Genomic DNA, 26,830 nt, shown 5'->3' with positions numbered 1-26,830 from the left:
AAACGAGGATGGCGGCTTCGGCTTCGACCGGGGACTGGAGCCGGACCTTCGGTCGCCGGAGAGCCGGCCTGCCGGGGCGCCGCACGCTTTCGAAATGCTGGCCGGGACCGGCCCCGCGATCGGCCGTGAGATCGGCTCGGAGGCCGGCTCCGCGATCAGCTGTGGGATTCGCCGTGAGCTCGGCTCCGAGGCCGGCGCGGTCGGGGTGGCCGGCTTCGCCTCCGGGGCCGGCGCGTCCGAACGGCGTGGGTACGCCGCCGTGGCCGGGACGCCGCGGGCGCATCAGAAGACGCCCTGACCCGGAGCGAGAATTCCGGCCGGGTCGTACGCGCGTTTCGCCGCGGCCAGGCGCGGCCACCACGGGCCGAAGTGACGGCGCCAGTCCGCGTGGGTCGTGGGAATGGTGCCGACCGGATACTGCGTGCCACCCGCGGCCTGGACCCGCCGGTAGAGTGCGCGGTTGGCCTCGACCATCACGGCCGGGTCGGCGGCGCCGGGCGAGGCGGTCCTGAGCAGCGTGAGCAGGAACACCAGTTCCTCGCCGGGCACCCGCAGCAGGGGAGCGCGCAGCCGCCGGCGCGGTATCGGATAGAGCAGGACCACGCCGCTGAGCCCGATGTCGGCCGGTCTCAGCTCCTCGATGACCGACGCGACGAGAGAGTCGGTGCCGGTGCCGGGCAGGAAGACGTTCAGCCAGGGGTGCGGGCGCGCCCACTCGCCGATCGACTTCAGGAACTCCACCGAGGCGGCGAGCCGGTTGAGGAAGTCGAAGTAGGTCAGGTCCTCGGCCTGCTCACTGCCACGCGTGTACGACAGGTCGCCGAGCAGCCCCGCGTCGTCCGCCGGCGTCCCGTCGAAGGCCGCCGCCTCCAGAAGGTAGAGCCGGTGGCCGGACCCGCCGGGCGCGGCCTGGACCTGCCCCTCGACGTAGTCGAACCTCTCCTCGCGGACGACCCGGCGCTGGTCGGCCGTCAACGCGGTGGGGCTCGGATAGAACAGCTGGTAGCGCCGTGCCGAGGTGGGGGCGGGCAGCAGCCGTACGGTGGCGCTGGTGATGATCGCGCACTGGCCCAGGCCGGCGAGTACGGCGTGGAAGAGGTCCGCGTGCCGTGCCGGTGAGCAGACCGTACGCTCGCCGGTTCCGGTGACCACCTCCAGCTCGATGACGTTGTCGACCTGCGCGCCGTGCCGGTGGCTGGTGCCGCCGAGGCCCCCGGCGGACAGGGTGCCGCCGATCGAGAGCTCGAGGTAGTCGGTCAGCACGGGCGGCGTGAGTCCCGCGGGCAGCGTCGCGCGCAGGAGGTCGCTCCACAGTGCCCCCGCCTGGACCACGGCGTACCCGTCGCGTACGTCGATCCCGTGAAGTGTCCCCATGTCGACCACGAGCCCGCCCGCCACCTGCGCCTGCCCGCCGGTGGCGTGCCCCTGCCCGCGCGCGGCGACCGGGACGCGGTGCTCGCGGCAGTACCCCACCATGACGGCGACGTCGTTCACCGACCCGGGCTCGAGTACGGCGAGCGGGCGATGACGCACGAGATGCCCGAAGTCGTCGGCGGCCGCGGCGCGTGCCGCGTCGTCGAGGCGTACCCGCCCCTCCAGCCACGGCAGGTCGTGCGGCACCTCACTCGCGGACGCCTCGGTGAGCCAGTTCCCGGTCATCGGGTCGAACCCGGTCACCAGTGCGCCGGCGCCGATACCGGCGACGACCGTCCATCGCGTCAGCCGATCGTCCATCCTCGTGACTCCTGCTGGTTGTGATCAGTCGTGTACGTTCCGATACGTCGGATCCCGACCGTTCTTAACATGGGCGACCGCCGTCCGCCGAGGACCCCGGCCGGGACCGGCCGTGCCGTCGAACAGGTACATCATGAGCCGGGGCGGTCTTGGCCGGAAGTACAAGGGTCAGCCGCAGGTGGCGGGCGCGACGACCGGACCGGCCGCGACCATCATGGTGGCGTGCGGGGTGACGCGGTGGAACGCCGACTCCGCGCCGGAGAGCGACACGACCCTGGCCGAGATGATCCGTACGAACGAGCTCCGGGCCCGCGGCATCCGGCGCTTACCGCGCAACGGGAGCAGCGACCGCGCCGACGGCGGCACGACCAGGGTGCGCACGGCGCGGCCCAGGGAACCTCAGCGGGGTCCGTGTCCAGAGAACGGCAGGCGCAGGTCCTCGACGTTGCCCGTACGACTCCGCCGACGGGTCAGGGGGTGCTGGGGTCCGGGGACGGAGAGTCGCTGCCCGAGTCGGTCGGGGAGTCGCTCGGCGTGGGTGTCGGCGTCGGGGTCGTCGTCGGCGGATCGCTCGGCGGCGGGTCACTGGGCGGAGGATCACTCGGAGGCGGGTCGCTCGGGGGCGGCGTCGGATGCGACGGGCCCGAGCCGTCCGCCGGCGGGGGCGCCGGCTGGTCCGGTGCGGTCGTCCCCGGAGGTGCGGTGGTCGTGGGGTCGGGCGCGGCCTGGGACTTCGTCGGCGTGGGCGTCGGCGACGTGCCGGGCTTGGAGGTCGCTCCCTGCGGCGGGATGCCGTCGCCCACCGGAGGAGCGGGCTGAGCCGAACGGCTCGCCGACGCCCCCCGGTGCAGGAACAGGCTGGACCCGTCCATGTTCGAGGCGCCGTCGTGGTTGTGCGGGCTCGGCCACAGGGCCAGCACGCTCGTCGCCGCCGCGACACACGCGGCCAGCCCGGCGACCTCGACCAGGCCGTCGCGCCTCCGGCTGAGGAAGGGTTCCTTCTTCGGCCGCGCGTGACCGCCGTGGACACCGCCGTCACGTGATGTACGCCGCGGCTCGAACACCGAGGACACCGACGCCACCGAGGCGTCCGTGTCGACCTGACGCATCGGGCCCGTCGGCTCGTCCGCGATGTCGACCTTGGCGAAGGGATGGGTCGGGTCCTCCGCGGTCCCGAACAGGCCGTCCAGCGGGATCGGCATTCCGTCCTGGTCGAACAGCAGGGCGCCGTCGGCCGCGCGTTCGGCCGCCGCGCACGAGAACAGCACCCTCTCGCGCTGCCTCGGGGGCGCCTCGTACCCGCGCATCACCAGCCGGTGCAGGTTGCCGCCGCTCAGGGCGGCGAGCATGGCCTCGTCGTTCACCGGTCGGGCGCCGAGTACGGAGGCCGCCGCCTGTTCGAGCCGTCGCTCCGACACTCGCAGGAGCATCTCTGCGGTGTCCGCCGCCACGCCGATGACGCGGGCGATCTCGTCGGGCTTCAGGGCGGTGGACAGGGCCAGCACCTCACGGTGCTCGGGGCGAAGGCGTGCCAGGGCGCGTCGCAGCGGGTCCACCGACGGCGGCATCGTGGGCTTGCGCACCAGCGCGCCGCGGCGGACGCATTCGGCGCGGGCCAGCGCGTACAGCCACACGGGCAGCGCGTCGTCGTCCGGTGCCGTACCCGGATGCCGGGCGACCGCGATGAAGGCGTCGCGTACGGCATCCGCCGCCTCGTCGCCGACCATGATGTGGCAGTAGGCGTACAGCCGTTCGGCGTGCTCGTCGTAGAGCACACCGAAGGCGTCCGGAGCACCTGCCCGCAGGGCTTCGGTAAGAGACACCATTCCTCCGTCCCGCCCATCACTTGGTCACCACATGATTCACGCATAACGCTAGGAATCTGGATATTAGCGGCCGTGCCGGTCAAACGACAGCATTGAGGGTCCCCAATCCCTCGGCAGGGGTCACGACGACAGATGGATCCGGCACGGGCCGGCGCGTGGTCACAGCGGCAGCGTGTACGGCCGGCACCGGGTCCAGGTGACGCGCACCCGTTCCTCCGTACCGCTGGACCACCGGGAGGAAGACGGCTGCCGGCGGGGGACGGTCAGGCGACGGCGTTGAGGGGGCGCAGTTCGTCGGCGTAGCTCACCGAGACGCGCCGCATCACGCCGCCCTCGTCGATCGAATACTGGCCCAGGCGCCATAGCGGCGGTGAGTAGGCGTGGATGGAGACGCTCTGGTCGGCGGCTCCGACCAGGCGGTGGATGTGCTCCGGTCCGAAGGCGAAGGACACGCCCTCCTCGACCGCCACCTCGACGTGGGCGCCGCCGATCCGGGGGTTGTACTCCTTCAGGCTGCCGTCCACGACCGCGACCGCGCCGGAGGAGATGTCGTGGTCGTGCCAGCCGGTGTCGTTCTCCGGCGTCCAGCAGAGCAGCCAGACGTCGACGTACTCGTCACGGTGCAGCGACACGTAGTGCCGCTGACCGTCCGGGAAGGCCACGTGCTCGCGCCAAGACTCGGTGTCCTGTGCCAGACCGTCCACGAGCTCGCGGAGCTCGCGCTTGTCGAGACACCGTGCGGGCAGTGACTCGAAGGACATTGGATCACTCCTCTCCGTTCAGCAGTCGCTCCGGGTTGGCTACCCGGATGGCATGCTCGGCGGCCTCTCCGAGGCCGAGGTCGCCGGGCGGTGGTGCGTACGGCCGGTCAGAGCCGCACACGATCGTGTCGATGCCGAGCGCCCGTATCGTCGCGTCGATGGCGCGCGGCCCGTAGGACGAGGTCTCGACGAAGGCGTCGCGGTCGACCTCGCCGCGACCCCCGCCGCGTACGGCGAGGCGCTCGCCGTGCAGCGGAGCCAGGCCGGCGAGCAGCGCGAAGCACACCCGCAGCCGCGGATGACTCGCACGCCCGAACGCGCGGAACGCGAACCACGCCGCGTGCATCTGCTGGACGTACGGGACGAGAGCGGGCCACCAGGAGGGTCCGGAGGCGTCCGGAGCGGGCCCGGGATGGACGAACAGCGGCAGCCCGCGTTCCTCCAGCAGCGACAGCAGCGGCTCACAGCGTTCGTAGCCGGCCGCGTCGACAAGCGCGTTCGCGGGAAGTTGCAGGCCCGTGAAGCCGCGGTCCAGCCACCGGGCGAGGCCGGGCGCGTCGATCTCGGCGACGCAGGCGGCCGCCCACGCCCCGAACGGGGCCGGCAGCGCGAGAGCGTCCTCGTGGTAGGCATCCAGCAACGGGGTACTGTCAGGCGGGGCGAGCCACTCGATTCCGAGTGGCGAGGACAGAGAAGTCAGGACGCGGTCGAAACCGTCCGTGGCGGCGAGCGCCGAACGCGCCGCCAAATCGTGGTCGGCGGGATCGACGTCGTACGGCGCCTCGCCGTCGAGATGCAGAGTCCAGCCGTCGAGCCGGGGCACCAACGTCCGCCCGCGCAGAGCGTCGATGAAGGCCGGGCCCCACACGTGTTGGTGTACGTCGGTCGCCACGGCGCTCCCGTCTCGTCAGGCGTCTGGTCAGGCTCTGGTGAACCGGTTTACTGAACCGTATCACTGTACCGCTTAAGTAAACCGATTCACCAGCTCAGGCGGCTGAAGAGTTCACCGACGCGTTACCAGCGAAAAGTGAGCTTTCGGATTATTGATCCGGTTCAGTAGGGAATGACCATCGATCGTGAGTGAACGGAGGTACCCATGACCCGTCTGACCTTGGACGACGTGTACGAACACATCAGCGGTGTCTGTTTCAAGACCGGGCCACCTGGGCAGGTGGGCGCGGAGACCGAGTGGTTCGTCGTCGACCGGCGCGAACCCGAACGGCACGTGCCGATCACCCTGTTGCGTACGGCCATGGAGGCCGCGGGCCCACCGCCCGCCGGCAGCCGGATCACGTACGAACCGGGAGGTCAGCTCGAGCTCAGCTCGCAACCGCAACGGGGTGTCACGGCGGCGCACGCCGCTCTCGCGGCGGACATCGCCCACGTGGGGGGACGGCTGGCCCAGGAGGGGCTGGCACTGCTGGGGCGGGGTACGGATCCCCGCGACGTGCGCGCGCCCTTCCAGCTCGACGAGGGCCGTTATCGCTGCATGCGCGCCTACTTCGGCGAACCGGGGCTGGCCATGATGTGCGCGACGGCCTCGCTGCAGGTCTGCCTCGACATCGGGGCCGACGAGAAGGACGCGGCGCGGCGCTGGCAGCTCGCGCACGCCCTGGGGCCGATGCTGGTGGCGGCGTTCGCCAACTCGCCGGGGGGCGGCCACCGCTCCTCCCGCCAGGTGGTCTGGGAGGCGCTCGACCGCGGCCGTACCGGGCCGGTCGTGGGGGATGACCCGGTGACGGCGTGGGCGGAGTACGCCCTCGACGCGCGGGTCATGCTGCTGCGGGACGGCTGGGTGCCCGACCCCGGCATGACCTTCCGCGAGTGGATCACCGACGGACGGCCGGACGTCACCGACCTCGCCTACCACCTGACCACGCTGTTCCCGCCGGTACGCCCCCAGGGCTGGCTGGAGCTGCGGATGATCGACGCGTTGCCGGAGCCCTACTGGCCCGTGCCGATCGCGGTGGTCGCGGCGCTGATCGAGGATCCGATGGCCGCCGACATCGCCGCCGAGGCGACCGAACCCGCGGCGGACCGCTGGTGGCAGGCCGCACGCCTCGGCCTCACCGACCCCGTACTGGGGCGCGCCGCACGCCGCTGCTTCGAGGCCGCGCGCGACGCGCTGCCAAGGCTCGGAGCGTCGGCACTCGTCCCCCTCGTCGACGACTACACAGAACGCTTCGTGGCACGCGGCCGCTGCCCCGCCGACGGAGCCGATGAAACCCCCCTGGGCACGACCTCCGGGGGCTCCGGCGCGCGGGTGCCCGCCGGCAAGGAGGAACTATGGATGTGAAGGAACGGATCGTCGCGGAGCTGGTCGCGGCGCGCGACCGCAGCTTCGGGCTGACGGTGGGGGCGCTGGAGGACCCCGAGCTGACCTCGCAGGTCTCCCCGTTGATGTCGCCGCTCGTCTGGGACCTGGCCCACATCGGCAACTACGAGGAGCAGTGGCTGCTGCGCGCGGCGGCCGGAGCCGAGGCCGTACGCCCCGACATCGACGACATCTACGACGCCTTCGAGCATCCCCGTGCCGAACGCCCGTCGCTGCCGCTGCTCACGCCCAAGGAGAGCCGCGCGTACGTCACCACGGTGCGCGACAGGGTGATCGACTCCCTGGAGAAGGTGCCGCTCGTCGGCGCCCTCGCCGGGGACGGCTTCGTCTACCACATGGTCATCCAGCACGAGCACATGCACGACGAGACCATGCTGGCCACCCACCAGCTGCGCAAGGGCGCCCCGGCGCTGCTCGACCCGCCCGGACAGGAACCCGGCACGGGTGAGGCGGTCGGCGCGGAGGTGCTCGTCCCCGGCGGTCCCTTCCTCATGGGGACCTCGGACGACCCGTGGGCGTACGACAACGAACGGCCCGGCCACCTGGTCGACGTGCCGTCCTACTACATCGACACGACACCGGTCGGCAACGCCGCCTACGCCGCGTTCGTCGAGGCGGGCGGATACCAGGACCCGCGCTGGTGGCAGCCGAAGGGATGGGAGTGGAGGTCCACCTCAGGCAAGGAGGCCCCGGCGTTCTGGTTCCGCGAGGGCGGCCAGTGGATGCGGCGACGGCTCGGCCGGGTCGAACCCGTGCCCATGAACGAGCCCGTACAGCACGTCTGCTGGTACGAGGCGGACGCCTACGCCCGGTGGGCGGGACGGCGGCTGCCGACCGAGGCGGAGTGGGAGAAGGCCGCGAGCTGGGATCCCGTGGCGGGCCGCAAGCGCCGTCTGCCCTGGGGCGACTCGGGCGAGGCCGACGCGCACGCCAACCTCGGGCAGCGCCGGCTCCACCCCTCACCGCTGGGCTCCTACCCGGAGGGCGCGTCGGCCTACGGCGTACGGCAGCTGGTCGGGGACGTGTGGGAGTGGACCTCGACGAGCTTCCACGGCTACCCCGGCTTCCGATCCTTCCCCTACAAGGAGTACTCCGAGGTGTTCTTCGGCGATGACTACAAGGTGCTGAAGGGCGGGTCCTGGGCGACGCACCCCCTGTCCGGCCGGCCCACCTTCCGCAACTGGGACTACCCGATCCGCCGGCAGATCTTCTCCGGCTTCCGTTGCGCGAGGGATGCCTGATGTGCCGTCACCTGGGCTACCTCGGCGGCACGCGGAGCCTGCACGAGCTGCTGTACGCGCCGGAGCACTCGCTGGAGACGCAGGCGTACGCACCGCGCATGTCGCGCGCCTGCATCCTGAACGCGGACGGGTTCGGCGCGGGCTGGTACGACCCCGCCCGCGACGCCCCCGTGCGCTACCGGCGCACCCAGCCGATGTGGACCGACCTGTCCTTCGCCGACGTCGCCGACGTGGTGCGCACGCGATGCGCGGTCGCGGCGGTCCGGTCGGCGACCGTCGGCTTTCCCGTCGACGAGTCGTGCGCCCAGCCGTTCACGGACGGGACGCGGCTGTTCAGCCACAACGGAGTGATCCAGGGGTTCGGCGGGGTGGAGGCGAAGCTGCGCGAGCTGGCCGGCGACCTCGCCCCGGTGCCGGACGCGCGTGCGCCGGTGGACTCGGCCCTGCTGTTCGCGCTGGCCGCCGCCCCGTGGCGCGCCGGCCGGTCGCTGGCCGAGGGCCTGGTTCACGCCGTGCGCACCGTCACCCCGCTGGCCGGCGGCCGCTACAACCTGCTGGCCGCCGACGGTACGCAGCTGGCGGCCACGACCTGGGGGGACACGCTCTTCGTCCGCGACCTCGGGGGCTCGGACGTCGTGCTCGCCTCCGAGCCGTACGACGACGAACCCGGATGGGAGGAGGTGCCCGACCGATCACTCGTGACCGCCGGTCCGGGGGGCGTCGACATCAGCCCACTCTGATCCGCTCACCTCGGCCGAAACTCGATGAGGAGATCCTCAGTGCCGACCACCAAGAGCTTTCTCACGCCTGACGACCTCGGCAAGTCGCTCCGGCAGGACGTCGCCGACGGGCTGACCGCCTTCCCGAAGACGCTGCCGCCGAAATGGTTCTACGACGAGCGCGGGAGTGAGCTGTTCGAGGAGATCACCAGGCTGGAGGAGTACTACCCGACACGTCGCGAGCGCGCCATCCTCACCGAACGCGCGGCCGAGATCGCCTCGGTGACCGGAGCGCGCACGCTGCTCGAGCTCGGCGCCGGGTCGGGGGAGAAGACACGGCTCCTGCTCGACGCGCTCGGCGGGACGCTGGGGACGTACGTCCCGGTGGACGTCAGCGGCGACTTCCTCGCCACGGCGGCGGAGCAGATCGCGACAGAGTATCCGGCACTTTCGATCCAGCCGATCGTCGCCGACTACGAACGCCACCTGGACCAGCTGCCGGCGGGCGAGCGTCGCCTGATCGCCTTCCTCGGCGGCACGATCGGCAACATGGAGCCGGACGAGCGCGTGTCCTTCCTCGGCGGGCTGCGCGCCACCATGGCCGAGGACGACGCGCTGCTCATCGGCGCCGACCTGGTCAAGGCGCCGCAGCGGCTCGTACGCGCGTACGACGACGCGCGCGGCGTGACCGCGGAGTTCAACCGCAACGTGCTGCACGTGATCAACCGTGAGCTCGGCGCCGACTTCGCCGTCTCGCGGTTCTCCCACGTCGCGGTGTGGGACGGCACGGAAGAGCGGATCGAGATGCGGCTGCGCTCGACGCAGGCCCAGACCGTACGCGTCGCGGCCCTTGACCTGGTCGTGGAGTTCGCGGCGGGGGAGGAGATGCGCACCGAGATCTCGGCGAAGTTCCGCCGCGAACGCTTCGAGGCTTCGATGGAGGCGGCGGGCCTCCGGGTTGACCAGTGGTGGACTGACAAGGATCAAGACTTCGTCCTCAGTCTTGTCCGGCCTGCTCTATAGGGTTGGGGCGTGACGCAGCAGCGAAAGCGCGCGACGATCCGCGAGGTGGCGAAGGCGACGGGGCTCTCGCCCGCCGCCGTCTCATACGCGCTGCGTGGCATCCAGACCTCAGAAGAGACGCAGGAGCGGGTCCGCAAGGCCGCCGAGGAGCTGGGCTATGAGGCCCATCCGATCGCCCGCGCGCTGGCCAGCGGGCGCAGCGGCATGGTGGGCCTGCTCTGCGGCTCTCTCGAGGACCTGTGGCAGCAGTCCCTGGCGGTGGGCATCGGCCGCGCGCTGTTCGCCCGCGACCGCTTCGCCATCATCCTGGACGCGGCGGGCGACCCTGAGCGCGAGCTGATGCTCGCCCGCCAACTGCGCGACCAGCGGGTCGACGGGCTCATCGTGCAGCCGGTCGACCCGTCCGCCGCCCTGTGGGCCGACCTCGCCGAGAGCCTGCCGATCGTCTCGATCGGAGACTCACTGCCCGGCGGCCACGCCTACGGCGAGGTGGTCTTCGACAACCGTGCGGGCGTCACCCTGGCGCTGGAGCATCTGTACAACCTGGGCCACCGGCACATCGCCGTGCTCACCCCGACGGTGGCCCGCACTCCCGACCGTCCGGCCGACATCCACGTCAACGCCGAAGCCGAACGGCTGGGCGTCAAGGTCGACGTGGTCACCTCTCCCCAGGCGCTCGGCGCCGCCACCGACGTCGCACTCGACGTCCTGGGCAACTCCCCGCGGCCGACCGCGCTCTTCTGCTTCTCCGACTCCATCGGTTACGGCGTCTACGCCGCCACTCGCGAGCTGGGCCTGGCCGTCCCGGAGGACGTCTCGGTCGCCGGCTTCGACAACCACCCGATGTCCGGCCTGCTCACGCCCCCGCTGACCAGCGTCGACTGGGACATCGAGGGCATCGTCCACTCCGCGGTCCGCGTCATGATCGGCGCGATCGACGGCAAGCCCCGCAGGCGGCGCATCGTCTGCGAGCCCAGCCTCCTCCAGCGCGAGTCCACCGGCCGGGCCCGCGGCGTCGATCCCGAGGTCAACTGAGCGGCGCCGCGTCCGGCGATCCCTTCGCCGGGTTCATTCCTGCCGTCCGCCGCCTTGTCTTCGCCGAAAAGATCGCTTGATAAGCTCCCCCGCGCCATCGTCGCCGTGAGCCGGAGGCCGACATGCCGTTTCTCGGAGTCTGCGTGCTCGCCTTCGCCGGCCTGCTGATTTTCGGCACCGTCAGTGACGTGGTCAGGTCGTCGCAGGTGCGCCGCCGTGGAGCCGCCGCCACCGCGGAGGTGATCGGGATCAACCCCCGCACCGGCCTGGCGAACTACAGCCGCTCCCGCGTCGTCCGCTTCACCACCGCCCAGAACAGGGAAGTGACCGTGGCAATGCCCAGGGGGCGGCTCCGCGACGTTCCTGTCGGCGGCCGGACGGGGATTCGGTACCTGCCGGAAAAGCCGGAGGTAGTCCGGTCGCCGGGCGGCGGCGCCCGATTCGCTTCGAGCCTCTTCGGGGTCGCCGTGTGCGTTGCCCTCGGCGTGAGCCTGCTCATTTCCTGAATTCCTGTGTTCGACGAGGCCCGCTCGGGGCAGGCAAGCGGTTCACCGAAGTGCTGTGCTGAGGCCGGATCTAGTCGCAGAACGAGAGCGGTTGGGAGATCGAGATGACGATGGGGAACCTGCCCGAGGTCGTGTCGCGCGAGGAGTGGCTCGCCGCCCGCAAGGAACTGCTGGAGAAGGAGAAGGAACTGACCCGGGCCCGTACCCGGGTCAACGCCGACCGCCGTCGCCTGCCGATGGTCCGCATGGACAAGCCGTACACGTTCGAGGGCCCGGACGGGACGGTGAGCCTGCCCGACCTGTTCGAGGGCCGGCCGCAGCTGGTGATGCACCACTTCATGTTCGCCCCGGACTGGGACCAGGGCTGCCCGAGCTGCTCCTCCGCCGCCGACGGGATCGGCAGACTGCGGCAGCTCCACGTGCGCAACACCACGCTCGTCGCGGTGTCACGGGCTCCGTACGAGAAGATCGCCGCGTTCCGCGAGCGGATGGGCTGGACGTTCCCCTGGTACTCCTCCTACGGCAGCGACTTCAACTACGACTTCCACGCCACCCTCGACGACCGGGTCGCGCCGGTGCTGCTCCACTTCCGCACCGAGGCCGAACTCGCCGAGGTCGGGACACCGTGGACGGGAGGCCCGTGGACGGAGAGCATGCGCGGGGAGGAGCTCCCGGGCATCAGCGCCTTCCTGCGGGTCGGCGATGAGGTCTTCCACACCTACTCCACGTACGGCCGCGGCATCGAGGAGTTCCACAACGGTTATGAGTACCTCGACCTCACCGCCCTCGGCCGCCAGGAGGAGTGGGAGGAACCGAAGGGCCGCGCGACCCCACTGGGCCTGAACGTCGGCGGCCCGGCGATGCGCCTGCCCGACGAGTACGACACCTGATCTGTCGCCGTACCCGACCGCCCAGCGAATCCGACCGGGATGGCCGCGGCGCCATTGGGCCTGTCTCGAAGTCCTTGGTCTGAGTCCCGCGGGTCTTGGGGGTTGCGGGTCTTGGAGCCCGCGGGTCTTGGGGCCCGCCCGTCTGGGGCCCGCCCGTCTGGGGCCCGCCCGTCTGGGGCCCGCCCGTCTGGGGCCCGCCCGTCTGGGGCCCACCCACCTGGAGCCCACCCGCCCGGGGGTGCCATCCCACTCTCATTGTCCAGCCAGAACAGCAGCGGGCGGAAGTAGAGCGGGGTTCTGTGGATAACCCCGGGCGGCGCAACCCAGGCGCCACCCAGGCGCCACCCAGGCGGCGCTGCACGGCAACCAGCATGGCTTTGAGACAGACCCTAATAAACGCCGTACGGGGCGAGGCGGGGGAGGAGGTCGGCGGCGGAGCTGATGTCGCCGTCCAGTGCCCGGTCCTCGACGGCGGAGTCCAGTGCGTCCGCGCTGCGGGCGAACACCTCGCCCAGCCGTCCCGACGGCTCGCGGCCCTGCATGCGCAGGGCGCGTACCGCGGCGATGAGTTCGCACGCGAGCACGATGCGGTACGCCGTGACCGCCTCCGTCGTGGCGCGTGCCGACTGTGTGGAGAAACCCGCGTGCTCCTCCACGCCACGGGACAGCACGGCGCTGCCGAGCGCGGACGGCGTGGCCAGCCGGCGGATGTCGGCGATGGCCGAGTGGGCGACGTACTCCAGGATCATGATGCCCGAGCCCGGCTCGCCCGGCGCCGCCTGGAAGGGCTGCAGGCCGGTGAACGTCGGCTCGACCAGCGTGCCCAGGCGCGCCGCCGACAGCGCCGCGGTCTGGAACATCGCCGCGCGGACCGCGTCCAGCCCCAGGCCCACGTACGCGGTGTGGAAGTTGCCGTTGTGCCAGACCGTACGGTTCGCCACGTCCACGAGGGGGTTCTCCGACGAGGCGTTGATCTCCCGGGTCACGACCGTCTCGGCGTTCTCCACGGCGTCCACGGCCGGCCCGTGCACCTGGGGGAAGGCGCGGTAGCCGTACGGGTCCTGGATGCGCGCGGGCTTGAGCTCCTCCCCTTCGAGCAGTCCGCGCATGGCGTCCGCGACGCGGCGCCGCCCCGGGTGCGGGCACCCGGCGTGCACCGGCGCGGCGTACGCCTCCGCGGAGCCCTGTACGGCCAGCAGCGACAGGCCGGTCACCGGGATCGACACGCGCAGGAGTTCGAGGACGTCACGGCAGGCCAGCGCCGACTCGCCCAGTGTCGCCGCGTTGGAGCTGATGAACGCGAGCGCGTCGGCCGGCCGCAGGGGAAAGTGCGCGCCGACCACGTTGCCCTGCCACGGGCGCTCGCCGATCAGGCACAGCGCGGTCGAGGCGAGGGCGGTCAGGTCTCCGGTGCCGATGGCGCCGTACGCTGGAATCGGAGGGATCAGCCATCGGTTGATCACGTCCGCGAGGGCGCCGAGCACGTCGGGGTCGACGCCGGAGCCGCCCGCGGCGATCTGGTTGAGGCGCACGATGAGCATCGCCCGTACGGTCTCGGCCGACATGAGGGGTCCCGCCCCGCCGGAGTGACTGCGGAGTACCCGCAGGCCGTGCGCGGCATCGTCCTCGATCAGGACGTTCCGGTTGGCGCCGACACCGGTGGTCCGGCCGTACACCGGCTGACGTGTCGCGACCTCGCGAACGACCTCCCACGCCTGCCGCGCGCGTTCGACCGCTTGTGGAGTAACGGTAACGAAGGCGCCGTCACGGGCCACTGCGGCTACAACGTCGCAGTTCAAACCGCTACCGTTGACCGCTATGGCCGTTTGGTTCATGGGCGAACCATCACGGACAGTAGATATTCCACTATCTTGACCTCTTATCCCGGTAATCACAGGGCGGAACACCTTGATCCGAAACGACGGCGTCACCGAGCGTCGCGCCGACGGCGGCACGCCCGACGAGGTGTTCGGCCTGCCGGTGGGGCCGTCCGGCCGGAATGCGGCCCCCTGGTTCCGGATGATAAGGCCCGTAACGCGGGGTAATCCGAATGATCTTCGTCTAGTGTCTCGTATGTCAGACAGAAACGTGTCTTGTCGGGTCCTGTCGCCGGCGCCGTTCCCGTGCAATGACGTGAAGCATCCATTGGGGCAGAGCGGTGACGTCGGGGTGGGTCTCGCTAACGCCAGGAGAGAGAGCCACTCTTGATCAAATTTGAGGGCGTCACCAAGCGGTATCCGGATGGCACCGTGGCCGTCGACGATCTGAACCTGGAGATCCCGTCGGGCCAGATCACCGTGCTGGTCGGACCGTCCGGCTGTGGCAAGACCACTACGCTTCGGATGATCAATCGATTGATCGACACCACTTCCGGAACGATCACGATCGACGGCGAGGACATTCGCGCGAAGGATCCGTCGGACCTGCGCCGTGGCATCGGCTATGTGATCCAGCACGCGGGCCTTTTCCCGCACCGCACCATCATCGACAACATCGCGACCGTTCCCTATCTGCTCGGCTGGGACAAGAAGAAGGCGCGGGCCACGGCGATGGAACTGATGGAGCGCGTGGGACTGGACACCAAGATGGCCAAGCGCTATCCGTTCCAGCTCTCCGGCGGCCAGCAGCAGCGTGTGGGCGTCGCGCGTGCGCTCGCCGCCGATCCGCCGATCATGCTGATGGACGAGCCGTTCAGCGCGGTCGACCCCATCGTGCGCAAGAGCCTGCAGGATGAGTTCCTCCGGCTCCAGTCCGAGGTGCAGAAGACCATCGCCTTCGTCACGCACGACATCGACGAGGCGGTCAAGCTCGGGCACCGGATCGCGGTCTTCCAGGTCGGCGGCGTCCTCGCCCAGCACGCCACGCCGGACGAACTGCTCTCCCACCCCGCCGAAGGCTTCGTGACGGAGTTCCTCGGCGGGCAGAAGGGCCTCAAGCGCCTGCGCTTCAACCGTGAGCTCGAGGCGACCGCCGACGACGAGCCGGCTCCCTCCACGGCGAGCGGCGCGTCCGACGAGGTCGAGGCGGCCGAGCGATGAGCGCACTCGCCGACGGCGAACCTCTCGTCCGGTGGAACTGGATCGGTGACCACACCGACGAGCTCACCACCCTCACGCTCCATCATCTGAAGCTCGCGCTGCTGCCGGTCCTCTTCGGCCTGATCATCGCGATCCCGCTCGGGATCCTGTGCGTCCGCTGGCGCTGGCTCTACCCCCCCACGCTGGGCGTCGCCAACGTCCTGTACGGCGTGCCGTCGCTGGCGCTGTTCATGCTGTTCATCCCGTACTTCGGCATCGGCAGCGGCGGCGAGGCGGATTTCACGATCATCATTCCGCTCACGCTGTTCTCGCTGTCGGTGCTCGTGCCGAACGTCGTCGACGGGCTGCGGTCGGTCCCGGACCCGGTGCGCCAGGCGGCCACCGCGATGGGCTTCGGTACGCTTCGCCGGCTCGTCCAGGTCGAGCTGCCCATCGCGGTCCCGGTGGTCATCGCCGGTGCTCGCGTGGCCACGGTCGCCTCGATCAGCCTGGTGAGCGTCGGCGTGCTGATCGGCAACGGCGGCCTCGGGCAGCTGTTCATCGACGGCTACTCCCGCGACTTCACCACGCCGATCATCGTCTCCTGCGTGCTGATCATGGTGCTCGCGCTGTTCAGCGACGGCATCCTCGTGACGGCACAGCGGTTGCTCACGCCGTGGACGCGCACCCGTAGGAGCAACGGATGAACCTCTCCGACCAGATCACCGCCGCCTGGAACTGGCTCACCGCCTCTTCTCACTGGAGCGGTGGCGACGGTATCCCCTCGCGTCTGCTGGAGCACCTGGGCTACAGCGCGCTGGCGCTGGCCATCGCCGCCGTCATCGCACTGCCGCTCGGCGCGCTCGTCGGCCACACCGGCCGCGGCGGCTTCATCGTCGTCAACTTCGCCAACCTGGTACGCGCCGTCCCCACGCTCGGCCTGCTCCTGCTCGTGGTCACCGTCACCTCGATCGGCCTCACCCCGGTGATCGTCCCGCTGATCGCCCTCGCGACGCCGCCGATCCTCGTGAACACCTTCGAGGGCATCCGCAGCGTCGACGACGACATCAAGGACGCCGCCAAGGGGATGGGCATGAAGGGGACCGGCGTCCTGCTCAAGGCCGAGATACCGGTCGCCATGCCGCTGATCCTCCTCGGGCTGCGCACGGCGGCGATCCAGATCGTCGCGACGGCGACGATCGCGGCGTACGCCGGCCTGGGCGGTCTCGGCCGCTTCATCGTCGATGGTCTCTCCCGTAAGGACTATCCGTCAGTGGTGGGTGGTTCGCTACTGGTCGTGCTCCTCGCCGTCGTGGTCCAGCTCGGCTTCATCGGCCTCCGGAGAGTGCTCGTGTCTCAGGGCCTGCGTGGGTCGTCCCGCCTTGATCGCAGTCGGTCGAGGCGCGTGATCTCCGTACCCATAAACGATCAATAGGACGAGCAGATCTCCGGAAATGCGTACTTCGTGAAACAGGGAAGGAAACAAACAATGATCCGGATAGTCCGTGGCGCCGTTCTCGGTGTCGTCGTCGCGCTGGTCGTCAGTGCGTGCGGCGGTGACAAGAAGGACAGCGGCAATCCGCTGGACCAAAAACCCGCCGGTGGCGGAGGGAGTGTCGTCGTCGGTTCGGCGAACTTCCCCGAGAGTCAGCTGCTGGGTGAGGTGTACGCCCAGGCGCTGGAGGCCAAGGGCGTGAAGGTCACCAGGAAGTTCAACATCGGTAGCCGTGAGGTCTACTACGACCAGGTCAAGTCCGGTGCGATCACGGTGATGCCGGAGTACAACGGCGCGCTGCTGACCACGTCGGTGGACAAGGAGAGCAAGGCGGTCACCACCGCCGATGTCAACGCCGCTCTCAAGGCCAAGCTGCCCTCGACGCTGGCGATCCTGGACTCCTCCCAGGCGGAGGACAAGGACTCGGTGACGGTCAACCCCCAGACCGCCCAGAAGTACGGCCTCAAGTCCATCGCGGACCTGAAGTCGTCGGCCGGTCAGGTCACCATCGGCGGCCCGTCGGAGTTCAAGACCCGGCAGCAGGGCCTGGTCGGCCTGCAGAGCACCTATGGCCTGAAGTTCAAGAAGTTCCAGTCCTTCGACGCCAACGCCCAGACCACCTTGGTCAAGCTGCTGAAGAACAACACCATCCAGGCGGCCGACCTGTTCACGACCGACCCGACGATCTCGCAGAACAAGTTCGTCGTGCTCGCCGACCCCCAGAACGTCTTCAGCGCGCAGAATGTCACGCCGCTGATCTACAAGTCCGGGGTGGACGCCGCGTCCCAGGCCACGCTCAACGCGGTCTCGGCCAAGCTCACCACCCAGGACCTGCTCGCCATGATGACCAAGCTCGTCGCCGACAAGGACGACGCGGACACGGTCGCCAAGGGCTGGCTGTCCCAGGCCGGCCTCGGCTGACGCACCAAGCGAAAGAACGGCCGCCGCCACGCGCAAGCGTGACGGCGGCCGTTTCGCGTGATGACTTCTGGAGCACTCGCGGCGTCATCGCAGGTGAATGGTCGGCACCGCCGGCCCGGCGGCCGCGGGCACCGGGCCGTGGCGGATCTGGCCCCAGAGCGACCCGTCCCTGTGCCTGCAGTCGGGCGGGGCCAGCGGGCGTGACATCACCGTGCAGCCGTGCAGCGGCAGCGCGGCGCAGAGGTTCTTCTTCAGAGACTCGCCTGACGGCCCCACGTGGCAGTTGATCACGGACGACTGGGGACTCTGCACCAATATCAAGGGCGGCGTCTACGCGAACAACACGCACGTCATCAGCTACAAATGCGGTGCCGGGCCGAATGACCAGTGGTACCCGGAGATCTGGACCACGACCTCCCCCAACTACTACTCGATAATGGACAAGGCCGGGCCCACCATGGGGTGGAACGTATCCGGCGCGGTGACGAAGGCCGGTGCTCCACTGGTCATCTACGGCTTCAAGCCGAGCTACAAGAACTCGCTGTTCAGCTGGAGAACGTTCTGAGCAAGCAGGATGCGGCGGCCGGCCCGTGGACGCGGGCCGTCCGTCTTCGGGTGCTTCAGGGGCGCCGAGCGTAGCGACGGCGGCGGAGCGCACGGCGCCGGTACCCATCGCGACACCGGGTTCCGCAGGCCGGCGACGATCAGGCTCCCCAGGCTCCTGCCCACCCGTGCCCACGCGATGATCGTCATTCCACCGGCCTTTCGCGTCGATTCCTTTCGTGCGGCAAATGAGGCGAGCTCTGATGCGTTTCAGTAAGAGACGATGGAGCGAGAGTCATTCGGCGGCATTTCGGGGGAGGAAACGCAATGCGGCACATCGACCCATTGCGTGCGGAAGACCCGGGGAGGATCGGACGGTACCGCCTGACCGGGCGCCTCGGCGAGGGCGGCCAGGGCATCGTCTACCGTGCCGATGGAGGCGACGGCGTCCCGGTGGCGCTCAAGGTGCTGCGTCCACGGCTGCTCCGTGACGCGGAGGCGCACGCCCGGCTGAGCGACGAGATCGCGATGGTGCGCAGGGTGGCGGACTTCTGCACCGCGCGCGTGTACGAGCTGGGCGCCGACGACGGCCGTTCGTACGTCGTGAGCGAGTACGTCGACGGACCCTCGCTCCAGGAGCTCGTCGAGCGGGACGGGCCGCTGACCGGCGGGACCCTGGCCCGGCTCATGGTCGGTACGGCCTCGGCCCTGACGGCCGTTCACCGCGCCGGCGTCCTGCACCGCGACTTCACCCCCCACAACGTGCTGATCGGCCCCGATGGTCCGCGGGTGATCGACTTCGGTATCGCGCGGGCACTGGACAACGCCGCGACCGTCACGAGCGGGCTGGTCGGCACCCCCGCCTACGCCGCGCCCGAACTCCTGGGCGGAGAGCACCACACGCCCGCCGCCGACATCTTCGGCTGGGCGAACGCGATGACGTTCGCGGCGACGGGAAAGCCGGCCTTCGGCGCGGACACCGTCGCCGCGGTGTTCCAGCGCATCCTGAACGACGAGCCCACCATCGCGGCCGTCCCGTCGCCGTTCCGTGAGGTGATCGCGCGCTGCCTGGACAAGGACCCACGCGCGCGTCCGGCGGCGTGGGACATCCTGTTCCAGTTGCTCGGCCACCAAGACGTCGAGGCCGCCTCGTCCGCGATCGCGCTGCCCGAGGGCGTACGCGGCCCGGACCGCCTGACGGTCGACCGGCCCGAGCGCGGCGCCGTACCGCAGAACGCCACACGTCCGGACGCGTACACCCGCCCCGACCGGACCCTGGTGGTGTCCCGGAGATGGACGAGGGCACGGACGCTCGTCGCGGCCTGCTCCGCCGTCGCCGTCGCGGCCGCCCTCGCCTTCGTCCTGTGGCCGGGCACCGGATCGAGGGGGGCCGTGGGCCCCGGGCGGGTCACGGTGGGCTCGGCCAACTTCGCCGAGAGCTCCCTGCTCGCCGAGATCTACGCCCAGGCGCTGGAGGCCAAGGGCTACCGCGTCACGAGGAGGTTCGACCTGGGCGACCGCGAAACCTACTACGAGCAGGTGAGGTCCGGGCAGATCGACGTGATCCCGGAGTACAACGGCGCGCTGGCCACCGCCCTCGACCCGGCCGGCGACGTGACCACCGCGGCGCGAGTGAACGAGGTGCTCCGCCGGGCGCTGCCGTCACAGCTCCAGCTGCTGGATCCGGCGGCGGCCGAGGACAAGGACACGGTCACCGTGACGAAGAAGACGGCCGGCCGGTACCACCTGCGCACCATCGCCGACCTCAGGCCGGTGGACCACGACATCGTCCTGGGAGGGTCGCGGGAGTTCCAGTCCCGGCACCAGGGCCAGGTCGGCTTACGCCAGACCTACAAGCTGGACTTCCGTGACTATCAGCCCTTCGCGACCGACGACCGCGCCACGATCGTCCGGCAGTTGGAGGATGGCCTCATCCAGGCGGCGAACCTCTTCACGACCGAGCCCGCGATCGCCGCGAGCGGGCTCGTCGTGCTGGCCGACCCGAAGCATCTGTTCGGCGTGCAGAACGTCACGCCGCTCATCTACCGGTCGGCGCTGAGCGCCCCTGGCCGGGCCGCCCTCAACGCGGTCTCGGCCAGGCTGACCACCGCCGACCTGCTCCTGATGAACGTCCGGATCCTGGTCGACCGGGTCGACCGGCGGACCGTCGCGAGAGACTGGCTGAGCCGGCACGGTGTCGTCGGCGGGGTCGTCTCGCCCCCGGCCCACGGCGCCACCCCTTGACGGTCCATGCCCCTGGCGGGCGCCTTCCGGCCCGCTCGAAGAAGTAACGGCAATCGACTCCCCGCAAGGGTCGCTTCCCATTTTCTCGTGACCCCGAGTTCGGGGATTGTAAATTGGCCTGGCAACCGCGATTGTCGAGGACTGGTGACGCTCGCATCAATTCGTCTACCAGGACTTCCACGGGGGAAAGCCGCGATGGTCAAGCAACGAAGATTGCGAATGGTGTCGGCCGCCACTGCCACGTTGGCCGTCGTCGGCTGCACGATCGGCGTTGCCATTCTTATTCGCGCACACATGCCGTTCTACATATGGGTCATCCCGCTCTCAGCCGCGTGCGTCGCCGTCGCGCTGATGGTCTACCTGCTGAACGGCAGTGTGGACCTCGTCGGCCTGGTGGACCAATGGATCGGCCTACCCGGTGGGGATCGTCGCAATAGTGCTGCCACTTCTGGTCACACACACCGGAGAAGTCGGCGAGCCGACCTCCAAGTCGCCTCCCGGCCCGGGACAAAACGTCTGTTGCCCGCTGCCGCGTGGGTGAAACGCGCTTGCGCCGGCGACCTCGCCAGAGTTGGCCGAGCCGCCGGTCACCGGCGTCGGAAAGGCACACATAGACGGCGTCGCGTCTTATGACGGAAAGCTGGGCGTCGGCTCCGCGATGGTGATCTGCCTTGCCATCACCCAAAAGGCATCTCCGAACCGGACGTTGTGGCTGGTATCTCGTCTGAATCCTTCTCCACCCTCACCCACCCACCCTCTGTATTTCGCCAAACAAGAGCTTGCCGTGCAGATGGGTATTCAGAAGGTCACTCTTAACTCACTGTGCGGCCCGGCCAACGCTTGCGACTGCACGAGGGTGCCGTAGTGATCTCCAATCAAGGTGATGTGTTCCGCACTCGGTGAGCGATCCACGGGTTCTGTCGTGAGGCGGTCAGGCGCGTTTGAGGAAGACCGGGTTGGTCAGCGCGGCCATGGGTCCCCACTGCAGCACCGGGCCCATCGTGTTTCCGTGGCCGGGGTTGCCGTCGGCCATCGGGTGGCGTACCTCCGCGCGTACGTAGGCGGCGAGCGAGCTCGTCGTCCGCCACACGACGGTGCCGGTGCCGGAGGCGGGCAGGGACTCCTGGTGCATCTGGCCCTCGTCGGTGATGAGCCGGACCGTGCCGTTGGGTACGCCCTGGACCTCCAGGCGGACGTCGACCGGGGCGGCGGCGGGAGTGGTCAGGGTCTCGCCGATGCCGGCCTGCCGGCCGTTACCGCCGGCGGTGAACGCCAGCCCCACGGACGCCGACTCGGCGATCCAGGTACGGCCCGCGCGCAGGCCGCTCGTGATCGCGCCGGTGGTCAGGTCGTCCGCGTACACGACATTGTGCGGCAGGCCGATGACCTGGGGTTCGCTGTGGGCGTCGCTGTCGCCCACGGCGGGGAGCCACCGACCGCCCGTACGCACGGCCTCGCCGAGCCTGGCGTCCCAGGTGTCGACGGCCGACTCATCGTCGTAGGTCCACGGGCCGTTCCACACCTCCACCGCGTCGGCGTCGTCGTAGCCGAACTTCCACTGGCAGGCGACGTACGGGCAGTACGGGTGGGCGGGGACCACGAGGCCGCCGGCGCGGTGCACCTGCTGGGCGAACCGGTGGAAGTCGCCGTCGCGTGAGCGGTACCGCCAGTCGATCCACTCTCCGGCGGGCAGCCCCCACGCCAGCCAGTGGCCGTTCCGGGTGGTGATCTCCTCGCCGGTGATGATCAGCAGGTCATCGCCGGCGTACTCGCCCCAGACGGCATGTGAGGAGGACGTGTTGTGGTCGGTCGAGATCATGTAGTCGAGCCCGGCCGCCCGCGCCCCGGCCGCCACCTCGGAGGGCAGCCGCTTTCCGTCGGAGTGCACCGTGTGAAGGTGACCGTCGCCGCGGTACCAGGTGCGGCCACGCCCCTTGGCCCGCCGCGGCGGATAGGTGGGTACGAAGGCGGCCCCTGCCGCACCGAAGGTCAAGGTGATCTTGACCTGGTAGTTCATGCCCTGCGGCGCCACCTGGTACGGGCCAAGGACGATGTTCCAGGTGCCGGCCTGGACCGGACCGGGGAGATAGCCCGGGGTGGCCTCGCTCGCGCTGATCTCGAAAGACGTGCGGAAGCCACCGGACCAGCCACGGAAACCCTTGCCGCCGAGCTTGGTGCCGTGCTGGTCGAAGACGCCGATGTCGCAGGAGTTGCCCGGGGTGCCCGCCGGGACGGACGGCCTGTCGTAGGAGTACTCAACGGCGATCTTCTGTACGCCCTTGGGTACCTCCACCGGGAGGTACACGAAGTCCGCCGCGCCGGTCTCCAGGTGCCCCGTGACCGTACGGGTCACCTCGCCCGGACCGGTCGCGCCCTTCGGCGGGGCGGTGGCCGCCTGGGCGCGGGCGAAGGACACCGGGGCCAGCGTGAGCGCGGCGGCCCCGGTGGCGGCAGCGGCCAGCAGCCGACGGCGATCAAGCCCGCCGGCACTCTCCTGCCGCCCCTCACTCGCGTTCGTCAACGGGTTGACGTTGTGCTCACACTGTCCGCCAAGACACATGTCGTCCTCATCGGGTCGAGAGAAGTTCGCACGTCACATGCGGTCCGAACCCCTGGATACTCGCTCAGTCCAGCGAACGGCGAATGATCATTGAACGGATGGATCGGATCGCGGTCATGACGGGATGGCGCGTCATCGGCCGTGGGGGTCCAGCTCGGCCGCCACCCGGACCGGCCAGTCCTCGTGGGCGAGCCCGGCGGCGACCAGAAGGTCACGCCAGTCCCGCCTGCCGAGGTCGAGCGCGCCGTCCAGCCTCTCCAGGTCGCCCCGGCCGAGTAGGAGCGCGGCCACCTGGATGCGCTCGATCGCGGGCGAGTCGCGGGTCTCACTGGGAAAGATGTCGCTGGTCAGCTCGATCAGCGCCGCGGTGACCAGATGGGCGTGACGCGGGAACTCCGCCTGGACGCGCCGTTCGAGTCGTGTCGAGATCCCCGTCACCCGTACACATTCGCATGGCGAGGGAAAGGCTGACAACGGCCGGAGAGGGTGGCCGTCCCTCACATCGAAGTTAACCTCCGTCCGCACCGTGGAGGCGGCGGACCTGTGCCATCTGCGACAGAGATGCGGTCGGTTTCGGTGCACTATGACCGCATTGGCGAGGTGACCTCGCCCGCGAAAACCCCCGCACGATGATCGAAAGGCCATGGAGGCACCGTGATGGCAGAGTCAGGATGGACAAAGAGCTCCCGGAGCGGGACACAGGATGGAAACTGCGTAGAGGTCAAGTTCATCGAGTCCGAGACGGACGCCTGACTCTCCCCCGCATGGATCCGCCATAACCCCGCACCTTCCCATAAGGCGCACGGAACGCGCTGAGTCGTAGGGCAGGGGTGTGGTTTCGAGCGGGTTCTGTTCGTGGTCGCCACCTGGGGCGGCCTTCAGCTCGCCGAGCGGGGCTGAGGGCCGCCCTTCACCGCGGAGCCGTGCCGGTTTTTCCCGGTGCGGAGGTTTCAGGGACGGGAATCCTTTTTCCGTCCTCTGCTGTGGCGGGCCATCGCGGAGCGTGCGAGCACGCCTACGAACAGGCTGCCGCCCAGGACACCCCAGGCAAAGTCAGGATCGCGAAGTGTGGCACCAATTGTCGTCACCTCCCTTCGATGGTCCGTGACCTATCGGCGATCGGGCCGGCCGTTCTCCGCGCCCCCGCGGTCTCTCAAGGCGGTCCGCCTGGCAAGAATGCGGCGCATCGCGCCGTAGTCGCACGCGAAACGGCTCGCGACCTGGCGAATGGACCATCCCTCGTCGTACAGGCGTACCGCGTCCTCCTCCATCGCGGTGCGGGCGGGATCGCGGGCGTCCTTCTCGTCGAACAGTGCGCGTACGTCGGCGGGCCGGTAACGGCGGTGGCCGCCCAGTGTCAGGGCGGACGGCAGTTCCCCGTCACGCGCCAGCCGTGCGAGGGTAGTGACGGTTATGCCAAGAATGGCTGCCGCCTCTTTGGGCCTGAGGAGGGCGTTGCCGAGGACGTCGGCGTACCGCCGGCGGTCAGCGCGATATTCGGGCCCATACGGTCTTGCCTCCTCCTCTTTCGGGTCGGATTCCCCACTCTTTTGAGAGAGCATCTACCAGGAACATCCCTCGGCCGTTGACCGCGAGATCATCGGGCCGCATGACTTCAGGCGTGGCGTCGGCACAGTCCCTCACCTCGATGAGTATCTGATCTCCGTGGAGACGCAGTGCCAGCGTGAATACGTCCATGGAGTGCGTCAGGGCATTGGTCACCAGCTCGCCCAGGACAATGTGAGCGTCGTCGGCAGGGGAGTCGCGGACCTGCCACCCTAAAAGTGCCCATTCCAGCACTTTGTGGGCCTGGCGGGACGCTATCGCGTGCGGTGGTAACGGTAGGCGATAGTCACGGAGTTGTGCTATCCCTGGTTCATCCATCCCGCCCCCGATTCCTTCTGCCGGAACGCGGCGGGCCCATTTCGAGGCCCTGCGTCCGTCTCCGATTCGTTGAACTCCTTTGGCGCTGCAAGAAAGTCTGGACCGTTCGCAATGCCGCCGGAAGCATTCCGGAAACGTTGGAAAGTCAGGAGAGAAGACATGGCTCAGCACCAAGCGGTGGACCCTGACTCCTCGCTGTGGGCGTGGCTCGCTTATGACCTGCGCTTCTACAGAGAAAAGTACGGTTTGCCGCAGACGGCGATGGGAAAGATCATCGGTCGCAGTTCCACGAACCTTTCCAACTGTGAGGCGGGCCGGAGACGGATCACCGACAAGGAGGCGAAGGCGCTCGACCGCCACTTCGCGACCGGCGGGCACTTCCAGCGCCTCCTCCGGTTCGCCCAGCGCGGCCACGACCCGAACTGGTTCAAACAGTTCGTCGACCTGGAGAAGAAGGCCAAGACGATTAAGACGTTCCAGGCCCTGGCCGTCCCGGGGTTACTCCAGGTCGCCGATTACGCATTGGCTCTGATCAAGGCAGGAGGGGCGTCCGACCCGCAGGAACGGATGGAGGAAAGGATGAGGAGGCAGGTCATCCTGGATGACGCTCCATCTCCGCTGTTGTGGGCCTTGATCACAGAGAACGTTCTGGAGTGGCCCGTGGGGGGCCGAGTGGTGATGCGCAAGCAACTGGCGCATCTCCTTGAGATGTCTCAGCGAGAGAACATCGGGATACGCGTGATCCCCAAGGTCACTGGTGCGCATGCTGGGCTCGACGGGAGCTTTTCCATCATCTCCGGTGAGATCGGGGACGTCGCCTACACCGACTCTCCGGGAGGTGGCAGGCTGGTACCCTCAACGACCGAGGTACGGTCATATGGAGTGCGCTACGACCGCATCGGCCAAGTGGCCCTGCCGACAGAACCCTCTCGAGCAATGATCGAAAAGGCAATGGAGGCATTTTAGTGGCGGAGTCCGGATGGGTTAAGAGCTCCCGAAGCGGGACTCAAGGAGACTGTGTAGAGGTCACGTCCTTGGAGTCCGAGACGGACGCCTGACTTCTCTCCCAAGATGGATCCCCGCTTCGGTCACGGCTCGGTGGGGATCCTTTCTTATCGGGTGGGGGCGTGGCCGGACAGGCGGCGGGTGAGTTCGGCGGACGCCTCGCGGGCGCAGGTCGCGATGGCGGGCCATTCGGCCTCGGCGCGGGAGTCTCGCCGGAACGTCACCGTGATCGCGGCCGCCGGCCGGCCGACGTGGTCGAAGCTGCACGCCGCGATGCTCGCGAACCCCTCGGTCACGTGCCCGTCCTCGACCGCCCACCCGCGGCGGGCGTCCTCGGCGAGCAGGCGGCGCAGCTCCCGCAGTGAGCGGGGCCCCGCGCCGGTGCGGTTGAGGAGGTCACCACCCGGGATCAGCGCCCTGACCTGGGCGGCCGGTAGGTATGCGAGCATCGCGCGGCCGCTGGCGGTGAGGTATGCGGGCATGCGCACGCCGACGTCGGTGACCAGAGTGGCGTGGTGTCTCGGCTGTTCCTTCAGCAGGTAGAGCGTCTCGGGCCCGTGCAGCACGCCGAGCTGGACGATCTCACCGAGCCGGTCGACCAGGCGTACGAGCAGCGGCCGGGCCAGGCGTTCGAGCGGCCCCTGTCGCAGATAGGCCGAGCCGATCTCGAAGGCCGTCACGCCGAGGCCCCACAGCCGGTCCTCGGGCAGGTACGTCACGAAGCCCTCCTCGGACATCGCGGTGAGGAGGTGGTAGGTGCTGGAGCGCGGCAGGTCGAGCTCGCGTGCGATCGTCGACGCGGCCAGGGGACGTGCGGAGGACGCCAGCAGGCGCAGCACGGCGAGGACACGCCGCGCGGCCGGAACCTGTTCGCCGGACAACCGGAACCTCCCCCGCTCCCGCCCAGTGTCTCGCGGGGTGCCCAGCCACGCGATACTCGCCCCATCCGCCAGGGCCTGCCTCGAAGTCCCCGTCCGTAGCGAGCGGCGTCCAGGTGGTGCCACGCAAGGCGGAGGGGGAGTAAGGGGTGTTGACCGACGACAACGCGACGGGACGCCGCCTGGGCGCCGCGCAGTAGGACAGCGGGACCT

Annotated in this window: 28 protein-coding genes; 17 read left to right on the top strand and 11 right to left on the bottom strand. The window is 69.5% G+C overall.

The genetic code is table 11. The features are described from left to right. The first annotated feature begins 94 nt into the window (after positions 1–94). On the top strand, positions 95–298 hold the full coding sequence (locus tag FB559_RS04680) for a hypothetical protein (RefSeq protein WP_141953660.1): 204 nt from the start codon (positions 95–97) through the stop codon (positions 296–298). Here FB559_RS04680 and FB559_RS04675 read toward each other — a convergent pair. The 5 genes from FB559_RS04675 to FB559_RS04655 all read right to left on the bottom strand — a co-directional run bounded on the left by FB559_RS04675 (position 283) and on the right by FB559_RS04655 (position 5,213). After that, a complete protein-coding gene (locus tag FB559_RS04675; RefSeq protein ID WP_141953657.1) occupies positions 283–1,734 on the bottom strand; it encodes an FAD-binding protein in 1,452 nt (483 codons plus the stop codon). The genes FB559_RS04680 and FB559_RS04675 overlap by 16 nt on opposite strands. Before the next feature lie 168 nt (positions 1,735–1,902). Beyond that, a complete protein-coding gene (locus FB559_RS04670; RefSeq protein ID WP_141953654.1) occupies positions 1,903–2,115 on the bottom strand; it encodes a hypothetical protein in 213 nt (70 codons plus the stop codon). Between the two features lie 89 nt (positions 2,116–2,204). Next, positions 2,205–3,557 carry an RNA polymerase sigma factor gene (locus FB559_RS04665; protein WP_141953652.1) on the bottom strand — a complete coding sequence of 451 codons (1,353 nt, stop codon included), beginning with the start codon at positions 3,555–3,557 and terminating at the stop codon, positions 2,205–2,207. Positions 3,558–3,823: 266 nt separating this feature from the next. After that, complete coding sequence (locus tag FB559_RS04660; protein ID WP_141953650.1) at positions 3,824–4,321, bottom strand: cysteine dioxygenase; 498 nt, start codon at positions 4,319–4,321, stop codon at positions 3,824–3,826. A gap of 4 nt (positions 4,322–4,325) precedes the next feature. Further along, entirely contained in the window at positions 4,326–5,213 is an 888-nt protein-coding gene (locus tag FB559_RS04655) for an amidohydrolase family protein (RefSeq protein WP_141953647.1), read from the bottom strand. Between the two features lie 204 nt (positions 5,214–5,417). Between FB559_RS04655 and egtA the strand changes: the two genes are divergently transcribed. The 7 genes from egtA to FB559_RS04620 all read left to right on the top strand — a co-directional run bounded on the left by egtA (position 5,418) and on the right by FB559_RS04620 (position 12,070). After that, the gene (egtA, locus tag FB559_RS04650; RefSeq protein WP_141953645.1) at positions 5,418–6,617 is read left to right on the top strand and encodes an ergothioneine biosynthesis glutamate--cysteine ligase EgtA; all 1,200 of its coding nucleotides are present in this window, start codon (positions 5,418–5,420) and stop codon (positions 6,615–6,617) included. Further along, complete coding sequence (egtB, locus tag FB559_RS04645; RefSeq protein WP_141953643.1) at positions 6,608–7,897, top strand: ergothioneine biosynthesis protein EgtB; 1,290 nt, start codon at positions 6,608–6,610, stop codon at positions 7,895–7,897. The genes egtA and egtB overlap by 10 nt, the downstream gene beginning before the upstream one ends. Continuing rightward, positions 7,897–8,637, top strand: a complete 741-nt coding sequence (gene egtC / locus FB559_RS04640) for an ergothioneine biosynthesis protein EgtC (RefSeq protein ID WP_141953641.1) — start codon at positions 7,897–7,899, stop codon at positions 8,635–8,637. The genes egtB and egtC overlap by 1 nt, the downstream gene beginning before the upstream one ends. A 39-nt stretch (positions 8,638–8,676) precedes the next feature. Then, positions 8,677–9,639, top strand: coding sequence for an L-histidine N(alpha)-methyltransferase (egtD, locus tag FB559_RS04635; RefSeq protein ID WP_246121349.1), 963 nt, complete (start codon positions 8,677–8,679; stop codon positions 9,637–9,639). A 9-nt stretch (positions 9,640–9,648) separates the two neighbouring features. Next, the gene (locus tag FB559_RS04630; protein WP_141953637.1) at positions 9,649–10,674 is read left to right on the top strand and encodes a LacI family DNA-binding transcriptional regulator; all 1,026 of its coding nucleotides are present in this window, start codon (positions 9,649–9,651) and stop codon (positions 10,672–10,674) included. Positions 10,675–10,817: 143 nt separating this feature from the next. Beyond that, positions 10,818–11,180 carry a DUF3592 domain-containing protein gene (locus FB559_RS04625; RefSeq protein WP_141953633.1) on the top strand — a complete coding sequence of 121 codons (363 nt, stop codon included), beginning with the start codon at positions 10,818–10,820 and terminating at the stop codon, positions 11,178–11,180. Between the two features lie 104 nt (positions 11,181–11,284). Then, positions 11,285–12,070, top strand: a complete 786-nt coding sequence (locus tag FB559_RS04620; RefSeq protein WP_141953631.1) for a DUF899 domain-containing protein — start codon at positions 11,285–11,287, stop codon at positions 12,068–12,070. Positions 12,071–12,459: 389 nt separating this feature from the next. On the opposite strand, the gene FB559_RS04610 is transcribed toward FB559_RS04620, so the two are convergent. After that, the gene (locus FB559_RS04610; protein ID WP_141953627.1) at positions 12,460–13,905 is read right to left on the bottom strand and encodes an aromatic amino acid ammonia-lyase; all 1,446 of its coding nucleotides are present in this window, start codon (positions 13,903–13,905) and stop codon (positions 12,460–12,462) included. Positions 13,906–14,274: 369 nt separating this feature from the next. On the opposite strand from FB559_RS04610, the gene FB559_RS04605 reads away from it, so the two are divergent. The 6 genes from FB559_RS04605 (at position 14,275) to FB559_RS04580 (ending at position 20,290) form a co-directional block, all read left to right on the top strand. Next, a complete protein-coding gene (locus FB559_RS04605) occupies positions 14,275–15,108 on the top strand; it encodes an ABC transporter ATP-binding protein (RefSeq protein ID WP_141953625.1) in 834 nt (277 codons plus the stop codon). Continuing rightward, positions 15,105–15,794 (top strand): ABC transporter permease, encoded by a 690-nt coding sequence (locus tag FB559_RS04600; protein ID WP_141953623.1) that lies wholly within the window; start codon positions 15,105–15,107, stop codon positions 15,792–15,794. The genes FB559_RS04605 and FB559_RS04600 overlap by 4 nt, the downstream gene beginning before the upstream one ends. Further along, positions 15,791–16,522 carry an ABC transporter permease gene (locus FB559_RS04595; RefSeq protein WP_141953620.1) on the top strand — a complete coding sequence of 244 codons (732 nt, stop codon included), beginning with the start codon at positions 15,791–15,793 and terminating at the stop codon, positions 16,520–16,522. The genes FB559_RS04600 and FB559_RS04595 overlap by 4 nt, the downstream gene beginning before the upstream one ends. Before the next feature lie 54 nt (positions 16,523–16,576). Further along, positions 16,577–17,503, top strand: coding sequence for an ABC transporter substrate-binding protein (locus FB559_RS04590; protein ID WP_185792041.1), 927 nt, complete (start codon positions 16,577–16,579; stop codon positions 17,501–17,503). Between the two features lie 97 nt (positions 17,504–17,600). Continuing rightward, positions 17,601–18,068 (top strand): RICIN domain-containing protein, encoded by a 468-nt coding sequence (locus FB559_RS04585; RefSeq protein ID WP_141953618.1) that lies wholly within the window; start codon positions 17,601–17,603, stop codon positions 18,066–18,068. A 305-nt stretch (positions 18,069–18,373) separates the two neighbouring features. Further along, the gene (locus FB559_RS04580) at positions 18,374–20,290 is read left to right on the top strand and encodes a glycine betaine ABC transporter substrate-binding protein (protein ID WP_141953616.1); all 1,917 of its coding nucleotides are present in this window, start codon (positions 18,374–18,376) and stop codon (positions 20,288–20,290) included. A gap of 931 nt (positions 20,291–21,221) precedes the next feature. Here FB559_RS04580 and FB559_RS04575 read toward each other — a convergent pair. Both FB559_RS04575 and FB559_RS04570 read right to left on the bottom strand, forming a co-directional pair. Next, positions 21,222–22,850: a CehA/McbA family metallohydrolase gene (locus FB559_RS04575; protein WP_141953614.1), complete on the bottom strand. Its 1,629-nt coding sequence runs from the start codon at positions 22,848–22,850 to the stop codon at positions 21,222–21,224. A gap of 132 nt (positions 22,851–22,982) precedes the next feature. Then, positions 22,983–23,288: a hypothetical protein gene (locus FB559_RS04570; protein ID WP_141953612.1), complete on the bottom strand. Its 306-nt coding sequence runs from the start codon at positions 23,286–23,288 to the stop codon at positions 22,983–22,985. Positions 23,289–23,507: 219 nt separating this feature from the next. On the opposite strand from FB559_RS04570, the gene FB559_RS46575 reads away from it, so the two are divergent. Beyond that, positions 23,508–23,603, top strand: coding sequence for a DUF397 domain-containing protein (locus tag FB559_RS46575; RefSeq protein WP_185792040.1), 96 nt, complete (start codon positions 23,508–23,510; stop codon positions 23,601–23,603). 356 nt (positions 23,604–23,959) lie between these two features. Here FB559_RS46575 and FB559_RS46075 read toward each other — a convergent pair whose 3' ends face one another. Continuing rightward, positions 23,960–24,412 carry a helix-turn-helix domain-containing protein gene (locus FB559_RS46075; RefSeq protein ID WP_141953608.1) on the bottom strand — a complete coding sequence of 151 codons (453 nt, stop codon included), beginning with the start codon at positions 24,410–24,412 and terminating at the stop codon, positions 23,960–23,962. After that, complete coding sequence (locus FB559_RS46570) at positions 24,336–24,734, bottom strand: ATP-binding protein (RefSeq protein WP_141953606.1); 399 nt, start codon at positions 24,732–24,734, stop codon at positions 24,336–24,338. The genes FB559_RS46075 and FB559_RS46570 overlap by 77 nt, the downstream gene beginning before the upstream one ends. 159 nt (positions 24,735–24,893) lie before the next feature. Here FB559_RS46570 and FB559_RS04550 point away from each other — a divergent pair, with 159 nt between their 5' ends. Continuing rightward, entirely contained in the window at positions 24,894–25,700 is an 807-nt protein-coding gene (locus FB559_RS04550) for a helix-turn-helix domain-containing protein (protein WP_141953603.1), read from the top strand. Next, entirely contained in the window at positions 25,700–25,792 is a 93-nt protein-coding gene (locus FB559_RS46565) for a DUF397 domain-containing protein (RefSeq protein ID WP_185792038.1), read from the top strand. Before FB559_RS04550 ends, FB559_RS46565 begins: the two co-directional genes overlap by 1 nt. Before the next feature lie 54 nt (positions 25,793–25,846). On the opposite strand, the gene FB559_RS04540 is transcribed toward FB559_RS46565, so the two are convergent. Further along, positions 25,847–26,620, bottom strand: a complete 774-nt coding sequence (locus FB559_RS04540; protein ID WP_141953601.1) for an IclR family transcriptional regulator — start codon at positions 26,618–26,620, stop codon at positions 25,847–25,849. Between the last annotated feature and the right edge of the window lie 210 nt (positions 26,621–26,830).

This window comes from Actinoallomurus bryophytorum, assembly GCF_006716425.1.
GTDB lineage: Bacteria > Actinomycetota > Actinomycetes > Streptosporangiales > Streptosporangiaceae > Actinoallomurus > Actinoallomurus bryophytorum.
This window is presented reverse-complemented; position numbering and strand designations above follow the sequence as displayed.

Bases quoted from the DNA above. Each gene is read 5' to 3' on its own strand.
- FB559_RS04680 (WP_141953660.1), top strand. From the start codon at position 95: ATGCTGGCCGGGACCGGCCCCGCGATCGGCCGTGAGATCGGCTCGGAG.
- FB559_RS04675 (WP_141953657.1), bottom strand. From the start codon at position 1,734: ATGGACGATCGGCTGACGCGATGGACGGTCGTCGCCGGTATCGGCGCC.
- FB559_RS04660 (WP_141953650.1), bottom strand. From the start codon at position 4,321: ATGTCCTTCGAGTCACTGCCCGCACGGTGTCTCGACAAGCGCGAGCTC.
- egtA (WP_141953645.1), top strand. From the start codon at position 5,418: ATGACCCGTCTGACCTTGGACGACGTGTACGAACACATCAGCGGTGTC.
- egtB (WP_141953643.1), top strand. From the start codon at position 6,608: ATGGATGTGAAGGAACGGATCGTCGCGGAGCTGGTCGCGGCGCGCGAC.
- egtC (WP_141953641.1), top strand. From the start codon at position 7,897: ATGTGCCGTCACCTGGGCTACCTCGGCGGCACGCGGAGCCTGCACGAG.
- FB559_RS04620 (WP_141953631.1), top strand. From the start codon at position 11,285: ATGACGATGGGGAACCTGCCCGAGGTCGTGTCGCGCGAGGAGTGGCTC.
- FB559_RS04610 (WP_141953627.1), bottom strand. From the start codon at position 13,905: ATGAACCAAACGGCCATAGCGGTCAACGGTAGCGGTTTGAACTGCGAC.
- FB559_RS04600 (WP_141953623.1), top strand. From the start codon at position 15,105: ATGAGCGCACTCGCCGACGGCGAACCTCTCGTCCGGTGGAACTGGATC.
- FB559_RS04595 (WP_141953620.1), top strand. From the start codon at position 15,791: ATGAACCTCTCCGACCAGATCACCGCCGCCTGGAACTGGCTCACCGCC.
- FB559_RS04590 (WP_185792041.1), top strand. From the start codon at position 16,577: ATGATCCGGATAGTCCGTGGCGCCGTTCTCGGTGTCGTCGTCGCGCTG.
- FB559_RS04585 (WP_141953618.1), top strand. From the start codon at position 17,601: ATGGTCGGCACCGCCGGCCCGGCGGCCGCGGGCACCGGGCCGTGGCGG.
- FB559_RS04580 (WP_141953616.1), top strand. From the start codon at position 18,374: ATGCGGCACATCGACCCATTGCGTGCGGAAGACCCGGGGAGGATCGGA.
- FB559_RS04575 (WP_141953614.1), bottom strand. From the start codon at position 22,850: ATGTGTCTTGGCGGACAGTGTGAGCACAACGTCAACCCGTTGACGAAC.
- FB559_RS46575 (WP_185792040.1), top strand. From the start codon at position 23,508: ATGGCAGAGTCAGGATGGACAAAGAGCTCCCGGAGCGGGACACAGGAT.
- FB559_RS46075 (WP_141953608.1), bottom strand. From the start codon at position 24,412: ATGCTCTCTCAAAAGAGTGGGGAATCCGACCCGAAAGAGGAGGAGGCA.
- FB559_RS46570 (WP_141953606.1), bottom strand. From the start codon at position 24,734: ATGGATGAACCAGGGATAGCACAACTCCGTGACTATCGCCTACCGTTA.
- FB559_RS04550 (WP_141953603.1), top strand. From the start codon at position 24,894: ATGGCTCAGCACCAAGCGGTGGACCCTGACTCCTCGCTGTGGGCGTGG.